General features: G+C 33.2%; 20 protein-coding genes. 15 read left to right on the plus strand and 5 right to left on the minus strand.

All coding sequences use genetic code 11. The features are described from left to right. Positions 1 to 601 (plus strand): hypothetical protein (locus BSF41_RS23800; protein ID WP_172426932.1); only part of this gene is annotated, 601 nt, incomplete at its 5' end. A gap of 57 nt (positions 602 to 658) precedes the next feature. On the opposite strand, the gene BSF41_RS17700 is transcribed toward BSF41_RS23800, so the two are convergent. Next, a complete protein-coding gene (locus tag BSF41_RS17700) occupies positions 659 to 1165 on the minus strand; it encodes a hypothetical protein (RefSeq protein WP_141248159.1) in 507 nt (168 codons plus the stop codon). 808 nt (positions 1166 to 1973) lie between these two features. On the opposite strand from BSF41_RS17700, the gene BSF41_RS17710 reads away from it, so the two are divergent. Both BSF41_RS17710 and BSF41_RS17715 read left to right on the plus strand, forming a co-directional pair. Continuing rightward, entirely contained in the window at positions 1974 to 2204 is a 231-nt protein-coding gene (locus BSF41_RS17710; protein WP_095930836.1) for a DUF4287 domain-containing protein, read from the plus strand. A 55-nt stretch (positions 2205 to 2259) separates the two neighbouring features. Further along, entirely contained in the window at positions 2260 to 3000 is a 741-nt protein-coding gene (locus tag BSF41_RS17715) for a DUF6882 domain-containing protein (RefSeq protein ID WP_095930837.1), read from the plus strand. A 171-nt stretch (positions 3001 to 3171) separates the two neighbouring features. On the opposite strand, the gene BSF41_RS17720 is transcribed toward BSF41_RS17715, so the two are convergent. Then, positions 3172 to 4749, minus strand: coding sequence for a GLUG motif-containing protein (locus BSF41_RS17720; RefSeq protein ID WP_095930838.1), 1578 nt, complete (start codon positions 4747 to 4749; stop codon positions 3172 to 3174). 408 nt (positions 4750 to 5157) lie between these two features. On the opposite strand from BSF41_RS17720, the gene BSF41_RS17725 reads away from it, so the two are divergent. After that, complete coding sequence (locus BSF41_RS17725; RefSeq protein ID WP_095930839.1) at positions 5158 to 5559, plus strand: hypothetical protein; 402 nt, start codon at positions 5158 to 5160, stop codon at positions 5557 to 5559. A 95-nt stretch (positions 5560 to 5654) separates the two neighbouring features. On the opposite strand, the gene BSF41_RS17730 is transcribed toward BSF41_RS17725, so the two are convergent. Continuing rightward, positions 5655 to 6293, minus strand: a complete 639-nt coding sequence (locus tag BSF41_RS17730) for an NUDIX hydrolase (RefSeq protein ID WP_095930840.1) — start codon at positions 6291 to 6293, stop codon at positions 5655 to 5657. A 7-nt stretch (positions 6294 to 6300) separates the two neighbouring features. Here BSF41_RS17730 and pyrE point away from each other — a divergent pair, with 7 nt between their 5' ends. Next, entirely contained in the window at positions 6301 to 6945 is a 645-nt protein-coding gene (gene pyrE, locus BSF41_RS17735) for an orotate phosphoribosyltransferase (protein WP_095930841.1), read from the plus strand. A gap of 180 nt (positions 6946 to 7125) precedes the next feature. After that, entirely contained in the window at positions 7126 to 7518 is a 393-nt protein-coding gene (locus tag BSF41_RS17740; protein WP_095930842.1) for an orotate phosphoribosyltransferase, read from the plus strand. A 195-nt stretch (positions 7519 to 7713) separates the two neighbouring features. Here BSF41_RS17740 and BSF41_RS17745 read toward each other — a convergent pair whose 3' ends face one another. Next, positions 7714 to 8442 (minus strand): biotin--[acetyl-CoA-carboxylase] ligase, encoded by a 729-nt coding sequence (locus tag BSF41_RS17745; protein ID WP_095930843.1) that lies wholly within the window; start codon positions 8440 to 8442, stop codon positions 7714 to 7716. A 92-nt stretch (positions 8443 to 8534) separates the two neighbouring features. Here BSF41_RS17745 and rsfS point away from each other — a divergent pair, with 92 nt between their 5' ends. From rsfS to BSF41_RS17785, 8 genes are all read left to right on the plus strand, one after another. After that, on the plus strand, positions 8535 to 8906 hold the full coding sequence (rsfS, locus tag BSF41_RS17750) for a ribosome silencing factor (protein ID WP_095930844.1): 372 nt from the start codon (positions 8535 to 8537) through the stop codon (positions 8904 to 8906). 15 nt (positions 8907 to 8921) lie between these two features. Further along, entirely contained in the window at positions 8922 to 10847 is a 1926-nt protein-coding gene (gene ftsH / locus BSF41_RS17755) for an ATP-dependent zinc metalloprotease FtsH (RefSeq protein ID WP_095930845.1), read from the plus strand. 116 nt (positions 10848 to 10963) lie between these two features. Further along, positions 10964 to 11569 carry a lactate utilization protein B/C gene (locus BSF41_RS17760; protein WP_095930846.1) on the plus strand — a complete coding sequence of 202 codons (606 nt, stop codon included), beginning with the start codon at positions 10964 to 10966 and terminating at the stop codon, positions 11567 to 11569. A 1-nt stretch (position 11570) separates the two neighbouring features. After that, positions 11571 to 12461: a phosphatidate cytidylyltransferase gene (locus tag BSF41_RS17765; protein WP_095930847.1), complete on the plus strand. Its 891-nt coding sequence runs from the start codon at positions 11571 to 11573 to the stop codon at positions 12459 to 12461. Then, entirely contained in the window at positions 12451 to 13104 is a 654-nt protein-coding gene (locus tag BSF41_RS17770; RefSeq protein WP_095930848.1) for a phosphatidylserine decarboxylase family protein, read from the plus strand. Before BSF41_RS17765 ends, BSF41_RS17770 begins: the two co-directional genes overlap by 11 nt. After that, a complete protein-coding gene (locus BSF41_RS17775; RefSeq protein WP_095930849.1) occupies positions 13105 to 13374 on the plus strand; it encodes an acyl-CoA-binding protein in 270 nt (89 codons plus the stop codon). It begins immediately after the preceding gene. Positions 13375 to 13380: 6 nt separating this feature from the next. Beyond that, positions 13381 to 14160: a superoxide dismutase gene (locus tag BSF41_RS17780; protein WP_095930850.1), complete on the plus strand. Its 780-nt coding sequence runs from the start codon at positions 13381 to 13383 to the stop codon at positions 14158 to 14160. A gap of 65 nt (positions 14161 to 14225) precedes the next feature. Next, positions 14226 to 15284, plus strand: a complete 1059-nt coding sequence (locus BSF41_RS17785; protein ID WP_095930851.1) for a glycoside hydrolase family 130 protein — start codon at positions 14226 to 14228, stop codon at positions 15282 to 15284. A gap of 172 nt (positions 15285 to 15456) precedes the next feature. On the opposite strand, the gene BSF41_RS17790 is transcribed toward BSF41_RS17785, so the two are convergent. Next, positions 15457 to 17328, minus strand: a complete 1872-nt coding sequence (locus BSF41_RS17790) for an alpha-amylase family protein (RefSeq protein WP_095930852.1) — start codon at positions 17326 to 17328, stop codon at positions 15457 to 15459. 285 nt (positions 17329 to 17613) lie between these two features. Here BSF41_RS17790 and BSF41_RS17795 point away from each other — a divergent pair, with 285 nt between their 5' ends. Next, positions 17614 to 19293, plus strand: a complete 1680-nt coding sequence (locus BSF41_RS17795; protein ID WP_371611544.1) for an OstA-like protein — start codon at positions 17614 to 17616, stop codon at positions 19291 to 19293. The last annotated feature ends 160 nt before the right edge of the window (positions 19294 to 19453 follow it).

Below are 19453 nucleotides of genomic sequence, written 5' to 3' on the forward strand. Positions count from 1 at the left end.
CTATAGATATGAAATATCTTTTAAACTTTTAAAAATATTAGAATCTTTAAAAAACAAACAAAAAATTCAAATCATTTCAAAAATTGAAACAAATGACATTATTTCAGAATTGATTAAAATTAAGGGACTAATCCAAAATTATCATATAAATTACAATTCAGAAGGTAATTTATTTCTAATTATAGAATTTGAAAAAGCAGCAAATGCTTTTCAAAATTGCATAGATAGATTTATTTTAGGAGAAGAAGAACAAATTGAAACAACAAAACAACTATTAATTAACTATACCAACATTTTTTTAACTGGCAATATCGCTAATCTACCTAAAGAAGAAATTAATTCTGAAAACCAATCTCGTGCGAAAACCAAAATTATCCATTATGTCTTGTTAGGACTCTATTTAACATTACCTATATTTATTGTCGTAATATTAAAAACCGTTTTTAAAATACAAATAGACCAATATGTCCAATCATTGTTGCAAATCCTTTATGTTGTCTGGGCATTTATTGGAATATTTTCAAATCCTTTTATTTTAAATGACGACAATAAAGAGTTAATTAGAGATGTATTAAAAACATTAACTGGTAAAGGAGAATAGCTAGAGCCAGCCCCCTCCCCACTAACGCGAGCATCCCGATTGTAAACACAATCTAAATCAATATTCATTATCCAATTTGAAATAAAGTGTATCTTTTATTTTATTTTCAATTACATTCCAGTCTTTATCACGTCTAGGATAATAAGAAACATAGTTTAATTGTAGAGGTTTAATAAATTTATCTCCATTTACAAAATAAATAACATATTTATCAATCAGAGAATCCTTGACCTTTTTTTCGTCTACAATTTGGTTATACTTTCCGTCAAAATAAAACTTTCTATTTTCAATATATTTTTTAATTGAAAGAACTTTTTTGGGTTTTAGATTTTTGGTTAAATTATCATCGCCAATAAAAAATATGTAGCCATTGGTTTTTGTCCGCTTCATATATTCATTTGTCGTTTTAATCCACTCTGGATATGGTTCGTTTTCTAAATTTGAATTAATGGTGGGGGAAATGGTGTAATATTTATCTATGCCAAAATAAAGCGTGTCTTTTTTCTGAGAGAATATCTTACTCACAAAAAAGAAATAAAATATAGATAGAATATATATTTTCATATTAAATGTTTTTGAGTTCGGTCGCTAGCGCGAGCGTCCCGCTCTAGTGACAACAAAGATTCACATCAAAACGTTCATGCTAGCAAAAAAATTACGACATTTTGATATCTGGCTTTTGTTTTTTCACTATTGTTATGACGTAAACTGATGCTATTAAAAATAAGGTTAAGGGGAGTAAAAAAGCAATATTTATTCTGTGATAATTATTCATTAGTCCTGTAACGTAAACTTGATAAACCAACAACACTACAAAACAGCCCAACAGAACTTTATAATTCCTACTGATTAAAAACAAAATAAGCACAAAAAATACAGGAATAATTGATACCCCTTCCCAAAATATTCCAAACCTCACGCTACTAAAAAGGTCGTGCAAAAATTGGTAGAAATAAATCAGTAGCAGAGCAATAGTTGGAATCCCATTCTCTTGAAGCCCGAAGATTATTAGAAAAGAAAACATTGAGATGAATCTTGCAACTTTTAAATTTATTGGCATGTTCAGTTTATTTTTCCGTAGCAAAATACATTAATAAATTAAAAAACAAAGAAAAAACTTATAAACATAAAAATTACGGGATTCCGTAGTGAAATTCAAAATTTCCGTATTTAATTTATAATTATATATTTTTTTTAACGCAAAACAAAAATTTTAGATATTATGGATGTTAGTATAAAAGATTACGATTATTTGTTGATGTCTTGGCAATTTTTTTAGTAAAAAGTTTGAGCTAAAGAAATTTTAAAAAGCGAATACTAATCTTACTTTAATTTGTACATTCGTCTTGCTTAACTATTTAAATTCTATTTTATGTCATTTCAAGGATATCTAAAAACGATTAAAGAAAAAACAGGAAATGGTCCAGCTGAATTTAGAACTCTCGCTGAACAAAAAGGATTTACCTCAAACGGAGAATTAAAAGCAGAAGTAAAAGCTGGAGATATTGTAAACTGGCTTAAAAATGATTTTGCTTTAGGACAAGGGCATGCAATGGCCATTTATGCTCTCCTAAAAGGCATTAAAAATGAGGATAGTGAATAAAACTTAGCTAGAAAATCAAGAATTTCAATTTTATAATTATACAAGCCACAAAAAAATGGGACTATTCAATAATCTTTTTAAAAAGAAAGAAGAAAATACAGAATCAAATACAAATCAGCTAAATATTGCTAAGCATTTTACCTCTGAAAATGATTTTTTAGAAAAATATGGAGCTTTAGCTTTAGAAAAACAAAGAAATCTATATAATGTAACGGGTGGACTTTCTTGGAATGTTGACATGAACAAGGAAGAAATTACTTTTGGAGACCATCTTACTTTTCCAATGCAGGTTTTGGGGTCGTTTTCTCATTCGTCAGAAACTTGGCTATGGCTTTGGGAAAATAAAGCGGGCGGTTATGCCGAATCTGTTATGCAACAGGCGCTTTTATTAAAGCAATATGGTGAAGAAAATAATATAGAATTATTAAGCGTTGGAAAATTTGATGCAATACAAAACGATTTGCATTTAATAGGAATGATTGCCACTGAAATGTTTAATTTGAGCGGTTATTATCTTGGAAATTATGGACAAGGAACAATGGTTGTTACGATAAAAGATGATACAATTGACAGCTCTGAAAGTGAGGAATTCTCTAGAATTCTGACTGTTTTCCCAGAATTGATTTCGACATTTGAAATTCAGAATCACAGAAATGCTTTCTCAAATTATTTATCACAGAAAGGTTATGAACTGACATCAAACGGAAACGAAGTTAAAGCAGAAAAAGACGGAAATATCATTAATGCCGTTTTTAACGAAAATAATCTTTTGACAGCTTTAAACGGTAATTCTTAATATTAGAAAAATCTGAATTCTACTTTAAATACAAAGTCTTTCACAACTATTTTGCTTAATGTCAAAATAGTTGTGAAAGACTTGAATAACCAAGAAAATACCCTATAAAAAAACAAACCTCGTAAATCACATGATTCACGAGGTTTTATTTTATTTAAAGAAATGATAGTTTTATTGACCTCCAACTCCTACTAAAGTAGGGTATTTGCCTGCAGTAAATTTCCAATTAGCACTTGTCCAAGTACTATTATAAGGAGTTCCTGTTTGCATTTCGGCAGTTGTTTTACCAACCGCTTTACCACCATCATCAGAGGTTGATTGCCCTGTAGTTTGAATATCCCAAAAGCAATCTGGAGCAGCACTCCAGTGAAAATTAAACCCAACCAATCCGCCGCCTGTTACTACTTTTCCTGTAGCATAACAATTAGTGATTTCACATGCATTCTTTCCTATAAGTGCTCCTCCATTTTTATAGGTTCCTGTTAGAGAGCCTGTAGCATAGCAATTTTGAAGAATACAAAGATAATTGTAACCTACTAAACCACCAGCATATGAATTGTTACCAGCTGTCACATTAGCAGTACTATAACTATTTGAAAGCTTACTAGGTTTTGCATTTTCATCATTGTTAATTCCAACTAACCCACCTACATGATTTTGAACCGAAAAATCTTCAAGCTTAACATTTCCAGTCGAATAGCAATGAGATATAGTACCTCCTTTGTTATTACCTACCAACGCACCTACATTCCCACCACCAGTAACATTTACTGAAACAAGCCCAAGATTTTTAATAACACCTTTGGCTCCTAATACAGAAATAAATCCTATATCTTCTGAACTTCCACGTTTAATAGTCAAATTTTTTATTACATGACCATTTCCATCTATTGTTCCTACAAAACTATAAAAATCTCCAATAGGAGTCCAGCCTTGATTTGCATAATTAGGACCTAATGGATATTCGGTACCGTCTACAGGAGGCATTGTAATGTCATTCATCAATTTAAAACTTTCTTTAAGATTATAAGTTGGATCTAATAACTGCTCTGGGGTATATATACCATAAGGGTTTGTATCTTTATTATAAACTGGAATTTTAATAGTATAAGTTTTCTTTGTTTTTTTGTCTGCAGATGTTACAGTAAATGTAAATCCTGTTGTGTTATAATCACTTTCTTCATTACTTCCCGCTGCTGTCACTTCTGCTCCTACAGGCAAGATTGGAAATCCTGTATCAAAATTAACAGACATTGGAGCATTGTAAATTGTATTTACCCCTTCTTTAAGTCCTTTCAATTCCCAATAAATCTCTTGATCGGCATCTTCAAAAGTAAAGCCTAATATATCCGCAGAACTAGGAGGCGTTATGGTATAATCTTGCTTACTGCCATCTTCAGCAATAACTGTATAAATTATGGCTTTACTAAAATCATTCTTAGTTGTACCACTTATCTGCTGTACATTCTCAACTGTAACTTTAGCTCCGGTTGTAGCGAATGTTGCAGCCAAACTAGTTAAATTAGTTCCAGCAGGAAAAGCGATATAAATTGTGTGTGTATTTTCGTCTATTGTACCTGTTACTGCAGGATTTACAAAAGAGAAAGAAGTAATTGCTTTTGCATTGCTTAAAGGGGCTTCAGGCTCCGCTTCATTTGAGGAGCACGAATAATTCAATACGATAAATAATGTAAGTAAACTAGAATACTTAAAAAGTCTGATCATGTTAAAGTTTATTTGTTTTAGCATTTTGGTTTTAGGTTAAATTTTAAATGAAAACTAAAAATGTTTTTTGTTCTTTTGAACAGCAAATCTAACTAATAACGTAATACTTTATTTACGGTTTACCGTAAAGCGGGAATATTTATTTACTATTATTATGTAAAAACTAAAAACGCGAGCAAAGTATTTGTTCGTGAAAAAAAAATCAAAAACAATTAATAATTTTAAAAAAGTATATTGGAATCGTGAGGGATAGAGCCAATCCGCCGCGGCGGAAGCGAAAGCCCGACAGCAATAAAAAAAGACCCAATGAACGCAAAGTTTATTGGGTCTTTTTTTATTAGTGGCACGCCATAACATTAACAATTTTGCTTTCTAGACGCAACCTTTTACAATATATTTTACTGATAATATAGAACTTTAAACAAAAGTAAAATGAAAAAATTATCTATAGTATTTGCCACAATTTTCATTGTTTCATGTTCGAATGATGAAAAAGATGAAGCAATCAGTAAATTTAGCACACCTTCTAACTTACAGGGAACTTACTGTTACATTTCTGGTAGTACAGTTTTTTTTGACAAGGACAATAATGCAAGTTGTATTGCAAAGCCAAAATCTACTTTGACTTTTAAATACAATAGCTCATTAAATGCTACGACCATTCAGTGGAGTATTGAAGCACAACCAGCTGGAAGTATAATTGTAAACGGAAACACTAACCAAGAAACGATAAGTCTAACTTTTAAAGCTGATTTTGAGAAAGGATCGATTAATTCTATTGGTGAGAGCGAAAAAGGAATCTGCGGACCTACTTTATTTATTACAAACAGATAAAGTAAGTTCTTTTAGAATTCCTCTATCATTTTATGATATTAAAAAAGCCCAATAATTTGTTACTGGGCTTTTTGATGTTATTTCAGAAATCTAAATTAAGATTCTAAATTTTCCTTTTTTGACTTTAGATCTACAGGAGCACTTTTATCTTCTTCAAATAACAATTTAATGTTTTCGTAGGAATTTTTTAGTGCTTCTTTGATTTGTTCTGGATTTAACCAGGCAACTTTTTCTATTCCTTCTTCGATTTGTCCGTGTGGGGTTCCTTCAAAATCAGACTGCATTTCGAACCAATGCGTGATTTTGAGTTTGTATTTTCCGTTGCGTTTAAAGATATGATAGGTTTTTTGAAGTTTATTCGTAATACGAAGCTGGTTTACTCCTGTCTCCTCCTCTACCTCACGCATAGCCGTCGCTTCAATGTCTTCCCCTTTCTCGATTCCGCCTTTTGGCAGATCCCATTTTCCGTTTCTAAAGATAAACAAGACTTCGCCTTTCTTATTGTAGACAAAGCCTCCGCCCGCTTTATTTACCGGAATCTTGGCTTTAAGGGTTTTCATGATCTCACTTTCGTCGGGATGATATAGAATGGCTTTTTGAATTTTATTTTGAAAAATTTTTATAATAAGCTGTTCGATATCAATACTCTCCAACAAGAACAATTGGAAATCTGTTTCGCGCGAGATTTCATTTGTCAAAAAAAGTGGTTTGTCGTTTACAAAAACTTTATACATTTGTACTATGATTTTTAATAAAGATACTGCCGAAAAAACAGCCGAATTGCTTTTGCAAATAAATGCAATTAAATTGAATCCCGAAAATCCTTTTACATGGGCTTCTGGTTGGAAATCTCCTATTTATTGCGATAATAGGTTAATTCTTTCATTTCCGAGCATCAGAAACTATGTTCGTGATGAGTTTGCTAAGAACATCGAAAAACAATTTGGAAAACCTGATGTGATTGCTGGTGTTGCTACTGGAGCCATTGGGGTGGGAATTTTGGTCGCCGAAAGTTTAGGTCTTCCATTCGTATATGTGCGTCCGGAGCCAAAAAAACACGGTAGACAAAACCAAGTGGAAGGTTTTTTGCAAAAAGGACAAAATGTTGTAGTTGTCGAAGATTTAATTAGTACTGGAAAAAGCAGTTTGATGGCTGTTGAAGCTTTAAGAAGCGAAGGTGCAAACATTAAAGGTATGGCGGCTGTCTTTACTTACGGTTTTGGCGTTGCAGAAGAAAACTTCAAAGAAGCTAATGTTGATTTATTCACCTTAAGCAACTACGAGAACCTATTAGACTTAGCAGTTCAAAAACAATACATTACAGAAGATCAGCAATCTACTCTTCAAGAATGGAGCGTTAGCCCATCTACTTGGGGACAGGAGTAAGATTTTAGATTTTAGATTTTAAAGTCGCTTTGCCCCTTTTGGAATTTGGGATTTAAAAAAATTGGAATTTTATTTAAAATTTCAGCTTTGCGAACTTAAATAAAGTCAAAGTATATAAAAAAACCTTGCGCCCTTTGCGGTAAAAAAACATTTGCAGTAAAAAACAAAACAAAAAACAATATGAACTTAGAAAGTCCAAAAGTTACTGTTCAGAAATCAGCACAGGATTTATTTGATCAACTGACTGACGTAAAGAATTTTGAAAAATTAATGCCAGACAATATCGCTAAATTTGAAGTGACTGGCGAAGACGCTTTTATTTTTGGATTGAAAGGGATGCCTGAAATCAAATTGAAAATGAAAGATAAAGTAGCTCCAAACAAAATTGTTTTGGGTGCTGCAAGTGATAAACTTCCGTTTACACTAACTTCAAACATTGATACTATTTCTGATTCAGAAAGTGCTGTTCAATTGTTCTTTGAAGGAGAATTCAACGCTATGATGGCGATGATGGTTAAAGGTCCAATCAGTAAGTTTATTGAAACTTTAGCAAACAATATGCACAAGCTTTAATAATGGTAAATTATTAATTGTGAATTATAAATGAAAATGTCCGACTTTTGTTGGGCATTTTTTTTATGCTCTCGCAAAGCTGCAGAGACGCAAAGATTTTTTTTTAAGATAAAACATTAATAACTTAGCGCCTTTGCGACTTTGCGAGATTAAAATAAAAAACTTAAAATCTTAGCATCTCAGAACCTTAGCAACTTAGTAAAGCATTTTAACCTCTTTAATCTCAAACTCTGCAACAGAATCATCTTCCAACAAAACCTGCAGTTTTCCCATTAGAGAAACGCCTTGAATGATTCCCATAAAATCTTGGTTATTATTGTCTCTAAATGCAGTTGGAATTCCTTTTTTAAATAAAAAATTAAAATAGTCATCCCAGAAAGTCTGCGATGAGGTGTTCCAAGATTGAATTTTTTCTTTTAGTTTTTCAACGATTAAGATTGCCAACTCTTCCTTGTCAAAAGTTTTTCCTGAAATTACTGCCAACGAAGAAGCATTTGGCAATTCGTCAAAATCGGTTTGATTGACATTGATTCCGATTCCGACAACTGACACGATTCTGCCATCGCTTTTTAAGGTATTTTCGATTAATATGCCAACCAACTTCTTATTGTATGACAGAATGTCGTTTGGCCATTTAATGCATATATTAGGAATATTTAACGATTTTAAAACCTCTGCAACCGATAAAGAAACCAAGACGCTTAAATTAAAAACTTCGTCGTTATTAAACAGAAAATCTTTCACCAAGACACTCATAGTTAAGTTCTTACCAGCTTCAGTCTTCCATAAGCCTCCAACTTGCCCCTTCCCTTTTGTCTGATTTTCAGCTGTTACCGTTGTAAAATTCTCCAGTTCATCCTGACTTGACAAAGCTTTTAAGAAGTCATTTGTAGAATCTATGGCATCGAGTTTGATTAGTTTCATTAAATAATTTAAATATCTTAATTTAATATTTTGTTAAGGTTCAAAAATAATCACAAAATTTGGTAACTTTACAAATTCATATAAAATAATTCATGGCGAAAAAGACTATTAATAATGATGTTCTACTGGCGAACATAATCAAAGGGATTGAGGAAGTAAAAGGAAATGATATCGATATTCTTGACTTAAGAGAAATAGATACAGCTGTATGCGACTATTTTGTTATTTGCAATGGTAGCTCAAACACCCAAGTTAACGCCATCGTAAACTCAATTCAAAAAATTGTATCAAAAGACTTAAAAGATAAACCTTGGCACGTAGAAGGAACAGATAATGCAGAATGGGTTCTTATGGACTATGTACACATTGTGGTACACGTTTTCCAGAAGCACATTCGCGAATATTACAACATCGAAAGCCTTTGGGGCGATGCCAAAATAACTTCAATCGAGAACAAATACTAAAGAAACTTTCATTAAATGGCTAAAGATAATAATCCAAATCCGAATAAATTTAAAATAAGTCCTTGGTTAATATATACCGCAATACTTTTAGTTTTTTTATTCATAAGTTTTGCTACAGGAGGATCAAGCCTAAGCGAACCTGCTCAATTAACATCTTCTAAGTTCAATACGCTTTTGGAAAAAGGCCAGATTGAAAAAGTAATTGTTTACAACAAAGCAGAAGCTGAGGTATATTTAAATGCTGCGGCTCTTAAAGACCCAGCAAACAAAAAAGTAGCTGAAGATATTTTCAAACAACCAAACAAAGGTCCACATTATACTTTGGAAATTGGTAACGATCAAATCTTTCAAACTAAATTAGAAAAAGCAGTTACTGAGGGGAAACTGAAAGATTTCAACTTCCTTCAAAAAAATAACTGGAGCGATATTTTAATCAGCTTACTTCCTATCATCATCATTGTTGGTGTATGGATCTTTATTATGCGTAAAATGTCTGGCGGAGGCGCTGGAGGTGGCGGACAGATTTTCAATATCGGAAAATCTAAAGCGAAACTTTTTGACGAAAAAACAGATATCAAAACTACGTTTAAAGATGTGGCTGGTTTAGAAGGTGCTAAGGAAGAAATTCAGGAAATTGTTGAATTCCTTAAAAACCCTGAAAAATACACGAATCTTGGAGGTAAAATTCCAAAAGGAGCTTTATTGGTAGGACCTCCGGGAACTGGTAAAACTTTATTGGCAAAAGCTGTTGCTGGTGAAGCGCAAGTACCGTTCTTCTCTTTATCAGGTTCAGATTTCGTTGAGATGTTTGTTGGAGTTGGTGCTTCACGTGTACGTGACTTATTCAAACAAGCAAAAGAAAAATCTCCTGCTATTATCTTTATTGATGAGATTGATGCTGTTGGTAGAGCAAGAGGAAAAAGCAATATGTCTGGCGGAAACGACGAGAGAGAAAACACTTTAAACCAATTACTAACAGAAATGGATGGTTTTGGTACAAACTCTAACGTAATTGTTTTGGCAGCAACAAACAGAGCTGACGTTTTAGACAAAGCTTTAATGCGTGCAGGACGTTTTGACAGACAAATTTTTGTTGACTTACCAGACATTCGCGAAAGAGCAGAAATCTTCAAAGTACACTTAGCTCCTATCAAAAAAGTTGAAGGTCTTGATTTAGATTTCTTAGCAAAACAAACTCCAGGTTTCTCTGGTGCTGATATTGCTAATGTTTGTAACGAAGCTGCACTTATCGCTGCTCGTAACAACAAAGCGGCTGTTGACAGACAAGACTTCCTTGATGCTGTAGATAGAATTATTGGTGGTCTTGAGAAGAAAAACAAAATCATTACTCCAGACGAAAAAAGAGCAATCGCAATTCACGAAGCTGGTCACGCTACTGTAAGTTGGATGTTAGAGCATGCTGCTCCACTTATTAAAGTTACAATTGTTCCTCGTGGGCAAAGTTTAGGAGCTGCATGGTATTTACCAGAAGAAAGACAAATCGTAAGAACAGATCAAATGTTAGACGAGATGTGTGCAACTATGGGCGGTAGAGCGGCTGAAAAAGTAACTTTCGATAGAATTTCGACTGGTGCTTTAAGCGACTTAGAAAAAGTAACACGCCAAGCCCGTGCAATGGTAACTATTTACGGATTGAACGATAAAATTGGAAACGTTACGTATTACGATTCAACTGGACAAAATGAATACAATTTCTCTAAACCGTATTCTGATGAAACTGCAAAAATTATTGATAAAGAAATTTCAGAGTTAATCGAAGGTCAATATCAAAGAGCGATTCAGATTTTAGAGGAAAACAAAGACAAGTTAAACCAACTTGCTGATATTCTGATTGAAAAAGAAGTAATCTTTAAAGATGACTTAGAAAACATATTCGGAAAACGTACTTTTGACAAAAATTTAGAAGAAGTAGTTTCATAAATAATTACGAAAAACGTAATAAATTTTTAAAATCTTAATTCAAAAGTCCCTTTTGAATTAAGATTTTTTTATCTTTGAACGTTTTCAACTAACATGTAAAGCATTTCATATAAAAAATGAATTTTTTCAAAAAAATATTTGGCTCTAGTGAAGCCGCTTCTGACGAAGAGAACGAAAGCGAATATGCAGGTTCATCTGCGCAGAACAGTCATTTATCTTTAGACGAGCAATTTATTTTCAACTTCAAAAAAAATGGAGGAAAGTTCTTGTATTGCGAAAACATGGGAGAAGTTGCTGAACAGTTTGAAAACATTTTAGAAGAAAACGACTGGTTCGAGAATGAAGTTTTATGCTATGAGCAAGGCTTATTTGGCCTACTGGAAGAAAATAAATTATTTTATATCGCTCCAACTAACCCAAAATTTTTATTGGCTAGCTGCGAAAACCTTATAGCCGATGAAGGTTCTATCTTATTTTCATCAAAACAAATCAGACAAAATAAACCAAACGAATTACCTGCAAATATTGTTATTATAGCAACCACAAGCCAAATCCTTCCAATGAAAAGCGACGGATTAAGCGCTATAAAACGAAAATACGAAAGAGACTATCCTACTAATATCACTACAATAAAATATTTCGAAAAAGCGAAAGACGAAGATTTTACACAATACGGAAGTGTTGCGAAAAACCTTTATTTACTGCTTTTAGAAGATCTTTAAGATGAACGAAACACTGAAGAGGGCCATTTCTGGTGCTGTTTATATCGCTTTATTACTAACTTCGATATTGTTTTCTACCGAAAGCTTCATTACTCTTTTTGGCGTTTTCTTAATTATCACGATATACGAGTTTTCTAATATCGTAAACTTAAACAAAGTGTTCTCTATTCTTTTTGGAACTTTAGTTTATGCTTCAATTGTTTTGATAAGTCATTACAACAAACAGACAACCAAGTTTCTTAACGATACCTTTAACACTAACATTAGCTTAGAAACCAATATTAAACAGCTCGATTTAATTCTTCTGGCTATAACTATTGTCGTTTCAATAAAATGCATCATATTCTTATTTTACGATTCGGTTCAAAAAGTTAGCACTTCTTCAAAATACCTATATCTGCTTGGATATATTACGCTTCCTTTTGTATTTATTGTAAAAATCTCTTTTGGAACAAATGATTATAATCCGAAAATTATTATTGGTTTATTTGTTTTAATCTGGACCAATGATACTTTTGCTTATTTAGTTGGAAAATCAATGGGAAAACACAAATTATTTGAGCGAGTTTCTCCTAAAAAAACAATTGAAGGTTTTCTGGGTGGTGTTGTCTTTGCTGCTTTTGCCGGTTTTTTGATTTCTAAACTCTATATTCAGCCTAAACCTGAATTTAGCAACACATCAATCTTAATCTGGACTATTATTGCATTAATTGTCAGCATTTTTGGAACTATTGGAGACTTAATAGAATCCAAATTTAAGCGAATTGCAGGTATAAAAGACAGCGGTTCGATAATGCCTGGTCACGGAGGTATTCTAGATCGATTAGATAGTGTTATATTTGTAGCACCAATTATATTTTTATTTTATCAAATTTTATATTATGTTTCATAAAGAGGGAGGCCCGTCCATTTTATTAGGTACTGTATTTACTGTAGCTGTACTTTTAATTGCTGATAAATTCATTGATATTGCTTGGCTGAGAATGCTTGTGCAATTTGCAGCGCTTGTAATTTTAATTATTATTTTACAATTCTTCAGAAATCCGAAAAGAATTGCAATTAGAAACAGTGATCATATCCTTGCTCCAGTAGATGGAAAAGTGGTGGTTATTGAAGAAGTTTATGAAGGAGAATATTTTAAAGATAAACGTTTACAGGTTTCTATCTTTATGTCGCCAATCAATGTGCACGTAACACGTTACGCAATGGATGGAATCATTAAATTTAGCAAATACCACCCTGGAAAATTCCTTGTTGCTTGGCACCCTAAGGCAAGTGAAGAAAACGAAAGAACTACAGTAGTAATTGAAAATGAAACTTTCGGCGCGATTTTATATAGACAAATTGCTGGTGCATTGGCTCGTAGAATTGTAAATTATGCTAAAGAGGGAATGCAGGTTGTTCAAGGAACTGACGCTGGTTTCATTAAATTTGGATCAAGAGTCGATTTATTTTTACCTTTAGGTACATCAATCAATGTGGAGTTAAATCAAAAAGCAATTGGTGGAAAAACAATTATTGCTACAAAAGCATAAATGACTGATAAAGATTTAGATATTCGCTTTGCTGAAGCTGTAGAAGTTGCATTGACTATGACTCAGGCTTCGCTGCCGCAAGACGTGCAGTTAAGACTTTACGCTTTTTACAAACAGGCTACTTTTGGAACAGCAGTTTATAATCAATCTGAAAATTTTGATTTAAGAGATGCTTTTAAAACCAATGCTTGGATGCAAATTAGCCACATGTCTGTAGATGAAGCCAAAGAAAATTATATCGAGATCATCAATTCATTAACATCAAAATAAAACATTATGAAGAAAAACGTTGTTATTTTAAGCACTTTAACTTCATTTTTACTATTATTTTCTTGTAAAGAAGATAAACTGACAGAAGTAGTTGAAGTTCCTCTTCCAACAAAAGAAGAAAAAATTACTATTGGTTCACCAAATGATGTTAAAGCCGATCCTGGCTCTTTTGAAATGACAAAACTGCCATTTAATTATGACGGTCTTGCTCCCGACATTAGAACCTTAACTTTAGAAACACATTATTCAAAACATTACCTGTCGTACACCAACGCTTTTAATAAAGAGATTGTTTCGACTGAGTTTGAAAATATGCCTATTGAAGACATTTTAAAAAAAATGCCTCTTACGAATTTAAAACTCCGTCAGAATGCTGGAGGATATTACAATCATACGCTTTATTTTAATATTCTGACACCAAAAGAGCAGACTCCAAAAGATACGCTTGCAGGTTCTATTAATAAAGAATTTGGTTCTTTTAACAATCTGACCAATCAATTTAAAGCACAGTCAGAAAAGCAGTTTGGTTCTGGATGGGTTTGGCTGGTTGTAGACCGATATGGTAAATTACAAATTACCACAACAGACAATCAAGATAATCCATTGATGAAGAATGCTTTGATTCCTGGAACTCCGATTATGGGAATTGATCTTTGGGAACATGCATATTATTTAGATTATCAAAACCGAAAAGGCAGTTATATTGACGCTTTTTACAATCATATAAATTGGGAAAAAGTGAACGAATATTACGTTGAAGCACTCAAAAAGGTTAAAAAAGTATAGAAAAAAAGCTGATGCAATTAAGTATCAGCTTTTTTTTATACCTTTTAGGTACTTAAACGAAGATCATGAAAGACATTGCCAATCGTTTTACCGAAAACCCAATATTATCGCCGTCGGATATACCGCCAAGCAGAGAAGGTCTCGAAATTACCTGTCTATTGAATCCGGGCGTATTTGAGTTTCAAAACAAAATCTGGCTAGCGGTGCGTGTCGCCGAAAGACCAAAACAAATTGAAAACATTATTTCTTTTCCGATATTAACAGAAGCAGGAACCATTCAGATTATTGAAATTTTAAAAGATCATCCTGAACTTATCGCAACAGATGCACGCGTCATTAATTATCAAGGAATAGATTATTTAACCACTTTATCGCACATTCGATTATTATGCAGCGAAGACGGAAAACGATTTTATGAACCTGAAGATTATCCGCATTTGGTTGGCGAAGGAATATTAGAAACGTTCGGAATTGAAGATTGCAGGGTTTCTTTCATTGAAGGAAAATATTACCTCACTTTTACATCTGTTTCTCCTAGCGGCGTGGGCGTTGGCTTAAGAACCACAACCGATTGGAAGAATTTCGAAAAACATGGACTGATATTTCCTCCTCACAATAAAGACTGTGCCATTTTTGAAGAAAAAATAAACGGCTTGTTTTATGCCCTTCATCGCCCTAGTAGTGTAGACATTGGCGGAAATTACATTTGGATTGCTTCTTCTCCAGATGGAATTCATTGGGGAAATCATAAATGCATTGTCAAAACCAGAAAAGATAGTTGGGACAGCAAAAGAGTTGGCGCTGGAGCGGCACCGATAAAAACAGAATTAGGCTGGCTCGAAATTTATCATGGAGCCAACGAATTTCACCAATATTCTTTAGGTGCTTTTTTATTGGATTTAGAAGATCCTACAAAAGTGATTTCGAGAACCGAAACCCCTATTATGTTTCCTAAAACAAGTTATGAGCTAAGCGGTTTCTTTGGAAATGTTGTTTTTACAAACGGCCATATAGTGGAACCAGATGGCGATACACTAACTGTTTATTATGGCGCTTCTGATGAATTTGTATGCGGTGCAACATTTTCTATTAAAGAGATTCTTTCGTTGCTTAAAAAGATTTAAAAACAAAAAAATATTTAACACATAGAAACATAGATTTTATACTAAAAAAAGAATACGAAAGAAACTAGTTTCCACACATAAACTATGTGCATTTAAACTAGTGAAACGCCTTTTTCAAGCTTTCTAAGCTATGTTTCTATGTGTTAAAAATCAACTCAAAAGATGAGCTAGTTTATTTTAATTCCAAAATCAAAGATTCTGAAGGCTGAATAGAAACTTTGGCTACTCCTTCTCCATTTTGCACTTTCAATACCAATGTTTTGTTTTGATACAGTTGCTCTTTCAATTGATATTCTCCATCTTTTAAATTCCATTTTGAAATAAGCGATGACGGAACTTTCAAATTGAATTCATTTCCTTTCTCAGAAGAAAAATTAGCAATTACGATCAGTTTTTGATTTTCAGACCAACGTGCGTAAGAATACAACAGCGCATCGTAACCTTCATTATTTTGTCTATTTGCAGATTGAATCTCTTCAAAACTTCCCATTAAAGCACTGCTTTTGATTGTAAAATTCAATAAACGTTTATAAAAATCACGTAATTCTTTTTCTGAGTCAGAAAGCTTTCCTCCGTCAAATTTACCTTCATTCATCCAGCGCTGATGATTTGGAACTCCGATATAATCAAAAATCGAGGTTCTCGAGCGTTTTCCGAAACCTGCATCTTCATTTCCTGCCTCTCCTACTTCTTGCCCAAAATAAATCATTGTTGGCGAAGTGCTAATTGTTGCCGAAACTACCATTAAAGGCTTTCCTCTTTCTGGAGTTCCTGCAAATTCTGGACTTGCTAAACGCTGTTCGTCATGATTATCTAGGAAATGAAGCATGTGATGCTCAATATCCGACATTCCGTTTTGGATTTTTGTTAATTCATCCGGTGAAGATTTTCCGCGAATAACATCTTTCAGCTTATCGTACGTTTCTACTTTATCATACAGATAATCCATTTTTCCTAAGCGAATATAATTTCGGTATTCATTTGGATTATAGACTTCAGCCAACAAAAATGCATTTGGATTTTTCATTTTAATCGAAGAGTTCATATAACTCCAGAATTCATACGGAACCATTTCGGCCATATCGTAACGAAATCCATCAACACCTTTTGCTGTCCAGTATAACGCGATGTCTCTAAACTTTTTCCAAGAATCGGGAACCTCTTTGTCTTGCCAAAAAGCAAAATGTTCCTGATAGGATTTCTGGTCAAAGCCAGCAGGAAGTTCAGGAAAATCTTTACTTCCGTCTGGACGCACTCCGTAATTTACTTTTACCGTTTCGTACCAGTCGTTTTGATCAGGTTTAATTTTACGAGAACCATTCCCTGTCCATTTTGCCGGATTTTCATCAAAAAAACCATCAATCATTGGATTTTTTTCTCCGTTTAAAGGAATATCTCCGTCGGGAATTTCAAAATGTTGCTGCGGAATGTAGTAAAAATTATTATCTCGTTTATATTCAACCGTAAAATTATCATCTGCTCCAAAATCTTTTATACCTTCTGGATTCGATTTTCCTTCATATTTTCTAGCGATATGATTGGGTACAATATCAATTAATACTTTCAGATTGGCATTATGAGTTCGTTTTATTAAAGCTTCAAATTCTTCTAATCGCTTTGCTGGATTTACAGCCAAATCTGGATTTACATTATAATAATCTTTGACGGCATAAGGAGAACCAGCACGCCCTTTTACCACTTCTGGATCATCATTTGAAATTCCGTATGCCGTATAATCACGTACTAAAGCATGATGCGGAACTCCCGTATACCAAATGTAAGTAACCCCTAAATCTTTTATTTCATGAAGGGCTTTATCCGTAAAATCATTAAACTTTCCAACACCGTTCTCCTCAATAGTTCCCCACGGTTTATTGGTTGTATTTTTATTTCCAAATAGGCGTGTAAATACTTGATAGACTACAACTTTTTTATCGGTTGTAGCATTTTCGTTTGCAGTACTCATTTTTAAATCTTTTGTTTTACAGGCTGAAAAAAGTACAGTTAATGTAATTCCGACTGCGATTATTTTTTTGCTTATCATATTTTTTTGGCTATTCTTATCCTATCTCTTTGGTTTCATCTTTAAAAAGCATGAAAACAATTTTCTAAAAATAGCTCATTTTTTAAAACTTCGAAAACGATTTATCTAATTTACACCGTTTTCAGCTCAAAACACAACTACTACAACGTGAGAGTTTGCTATTTTGTTGAAAAATTAAATAATGCCTAAATTCAACTTTAGACTGTTAATGACTAATTATAAATTAATGCTAATAACCGCCACAGGTTCTATCCTTTTTTATAAATTTGACAAAAATTTAATCAGTTGAAGAAATCACTCTTTTTCATATTTACTTGTCTGTCTTTTTTAAGCGTTCAATTCACTTTCGCGCAAGCAAAAAAACCTGCTCAATCTCCGAAAACAATTGTTATCGAGAATGCCGACTTTTCTGATGTGGATCAAGTTAATGTACCTGATGCGCTTTTACTTACTGGAAATGTAAAAGTGAATCATGATGGTGTTGTGCTAACTTGCAACAAAGCTTACTTTTTTCAAAAAGAAAATTATTTAAAAGCATTCGGAAATGTACAATTAGTACAAGGAGATACTTTATTCTTGAATAGTAAATATGCAGAATATAGCGGAAATGAAAAGAAAGCTTTTGCTACAGGAAATGCGGTTTTAACTTCTCCTGATGCCACTTTGCAAACTGATACCATTAATTTTGACAGAAATGTTCAAGAAGCATTTTACAATACAAAAGGTACGATTGTAAACAAAGACAATACTTTGGTGAGTAAATCTGGAAGGTATTATGTAAAAGAAAAGAAATTTCAGTTCTTGACTGAAGTTACGATTACGAATCCGAAATATGTGATTAAATCAAACCATTTGGATTATTACAGTAATTCTGGACATACGTATCTTCTTGGCCCTTCAACCATTACAAGTAAAGCCAATTACATTTATACTGAAAAAGGTTTTTACGATACAAAGAAAAACTTAGCCCATTTTCTGCGAAGGTCCTACATTAAGTACGATGACCGACTTATAGAAGGCGATAGTTTGTATTATAATCGAAATATTGAATTTGCATCGGCAACGCGGAATGTAAAAATTACCGATTCGATTAACAAAGGAATCGTAAAAGGCCATTATGCAGAGCTTTACAAACTCAAGGATTCGATGTTTGTAACCAAAAGAGCTGTTGCCATCAATTTGGTTGAAAATGACTCGGTTTACATTCACGGAAAAAAATTAATGGTAACAGGAAAAGAAGGCGAACGAATTCTGCGCGCTTTTAACAATGTCCGTTTTTATAAAACAGATATGAGCGGTAAGTGCGATTCTATACATTCAGATTCTAAAAGCGCTTTGACAAAACTTATAGGAAATCCGATTCTTTGGAATGGCGACAACCAAATTACGGGCGATGTAATGCACTTAATTGGCGACAATAAAACGAGGAAAATTGATTCTTTGAAGGTGCTAAATAATACTTTTGTCCTCTCCAAGGACACGCTCGGAACAGGTTTCAATCAGGTCAAGGGAATTAATTTGTTTGGAAAATTCCGGGATGGAAAACTGCATGATGTTGATGTCATTAAAAACACCGAAGTCATTTATTACATGAGAAATGATGCCAACGAATTAATTGGTATCAATAAAAATGTCAGCAGTAAAATCAACATGATATTGGAAAATAATGCGATCGAAACCATTACTTTCTTTAATAAAGTGGACGGTGATATTTTTCCTGAAGATGAACTTCCAGAAAATGCTCGAAAACTTCGAGGAATGAAATGGCGAGGCGATGAAAGAATAAAATCTAAAGAGGATATTTTTTCTGCAGAAGATAATGAACTCAATGAAAAACTGATTAAAGAAGGAAAAGATCAAGAGGAAAAAGGCAAAAACGTTCCACTGAAAATTAGGAAAGAAACCTTGAATTACGACAAGAAGAAACCAGCTGCCAAAGCGGAACCGAAGCCTAAAATTAAGTAGTTTTCATTCACAGTCATAGTTTACAGTGGTTTGAGAATAATTAGTTCATGAACGATAACCTGAAGTGTAAAGTTTAAAAACCTTAGAACCTCAGTACCTTTACAACTTTGAACGTCTAAAAAAAGTTAACTTAAGCGTAAAGTTAAAAAAACTTAGAATC

This window comes from Flavobacterium sp. ACN2 (assembly GCF_002303885.1).
In the GTDB taxonomy this organism is placed as follows: Bacteria; Bacteroidota; Bacteroidia; order Flavobacteriales; family Flavobacteriaceae; genus Flavobacterium.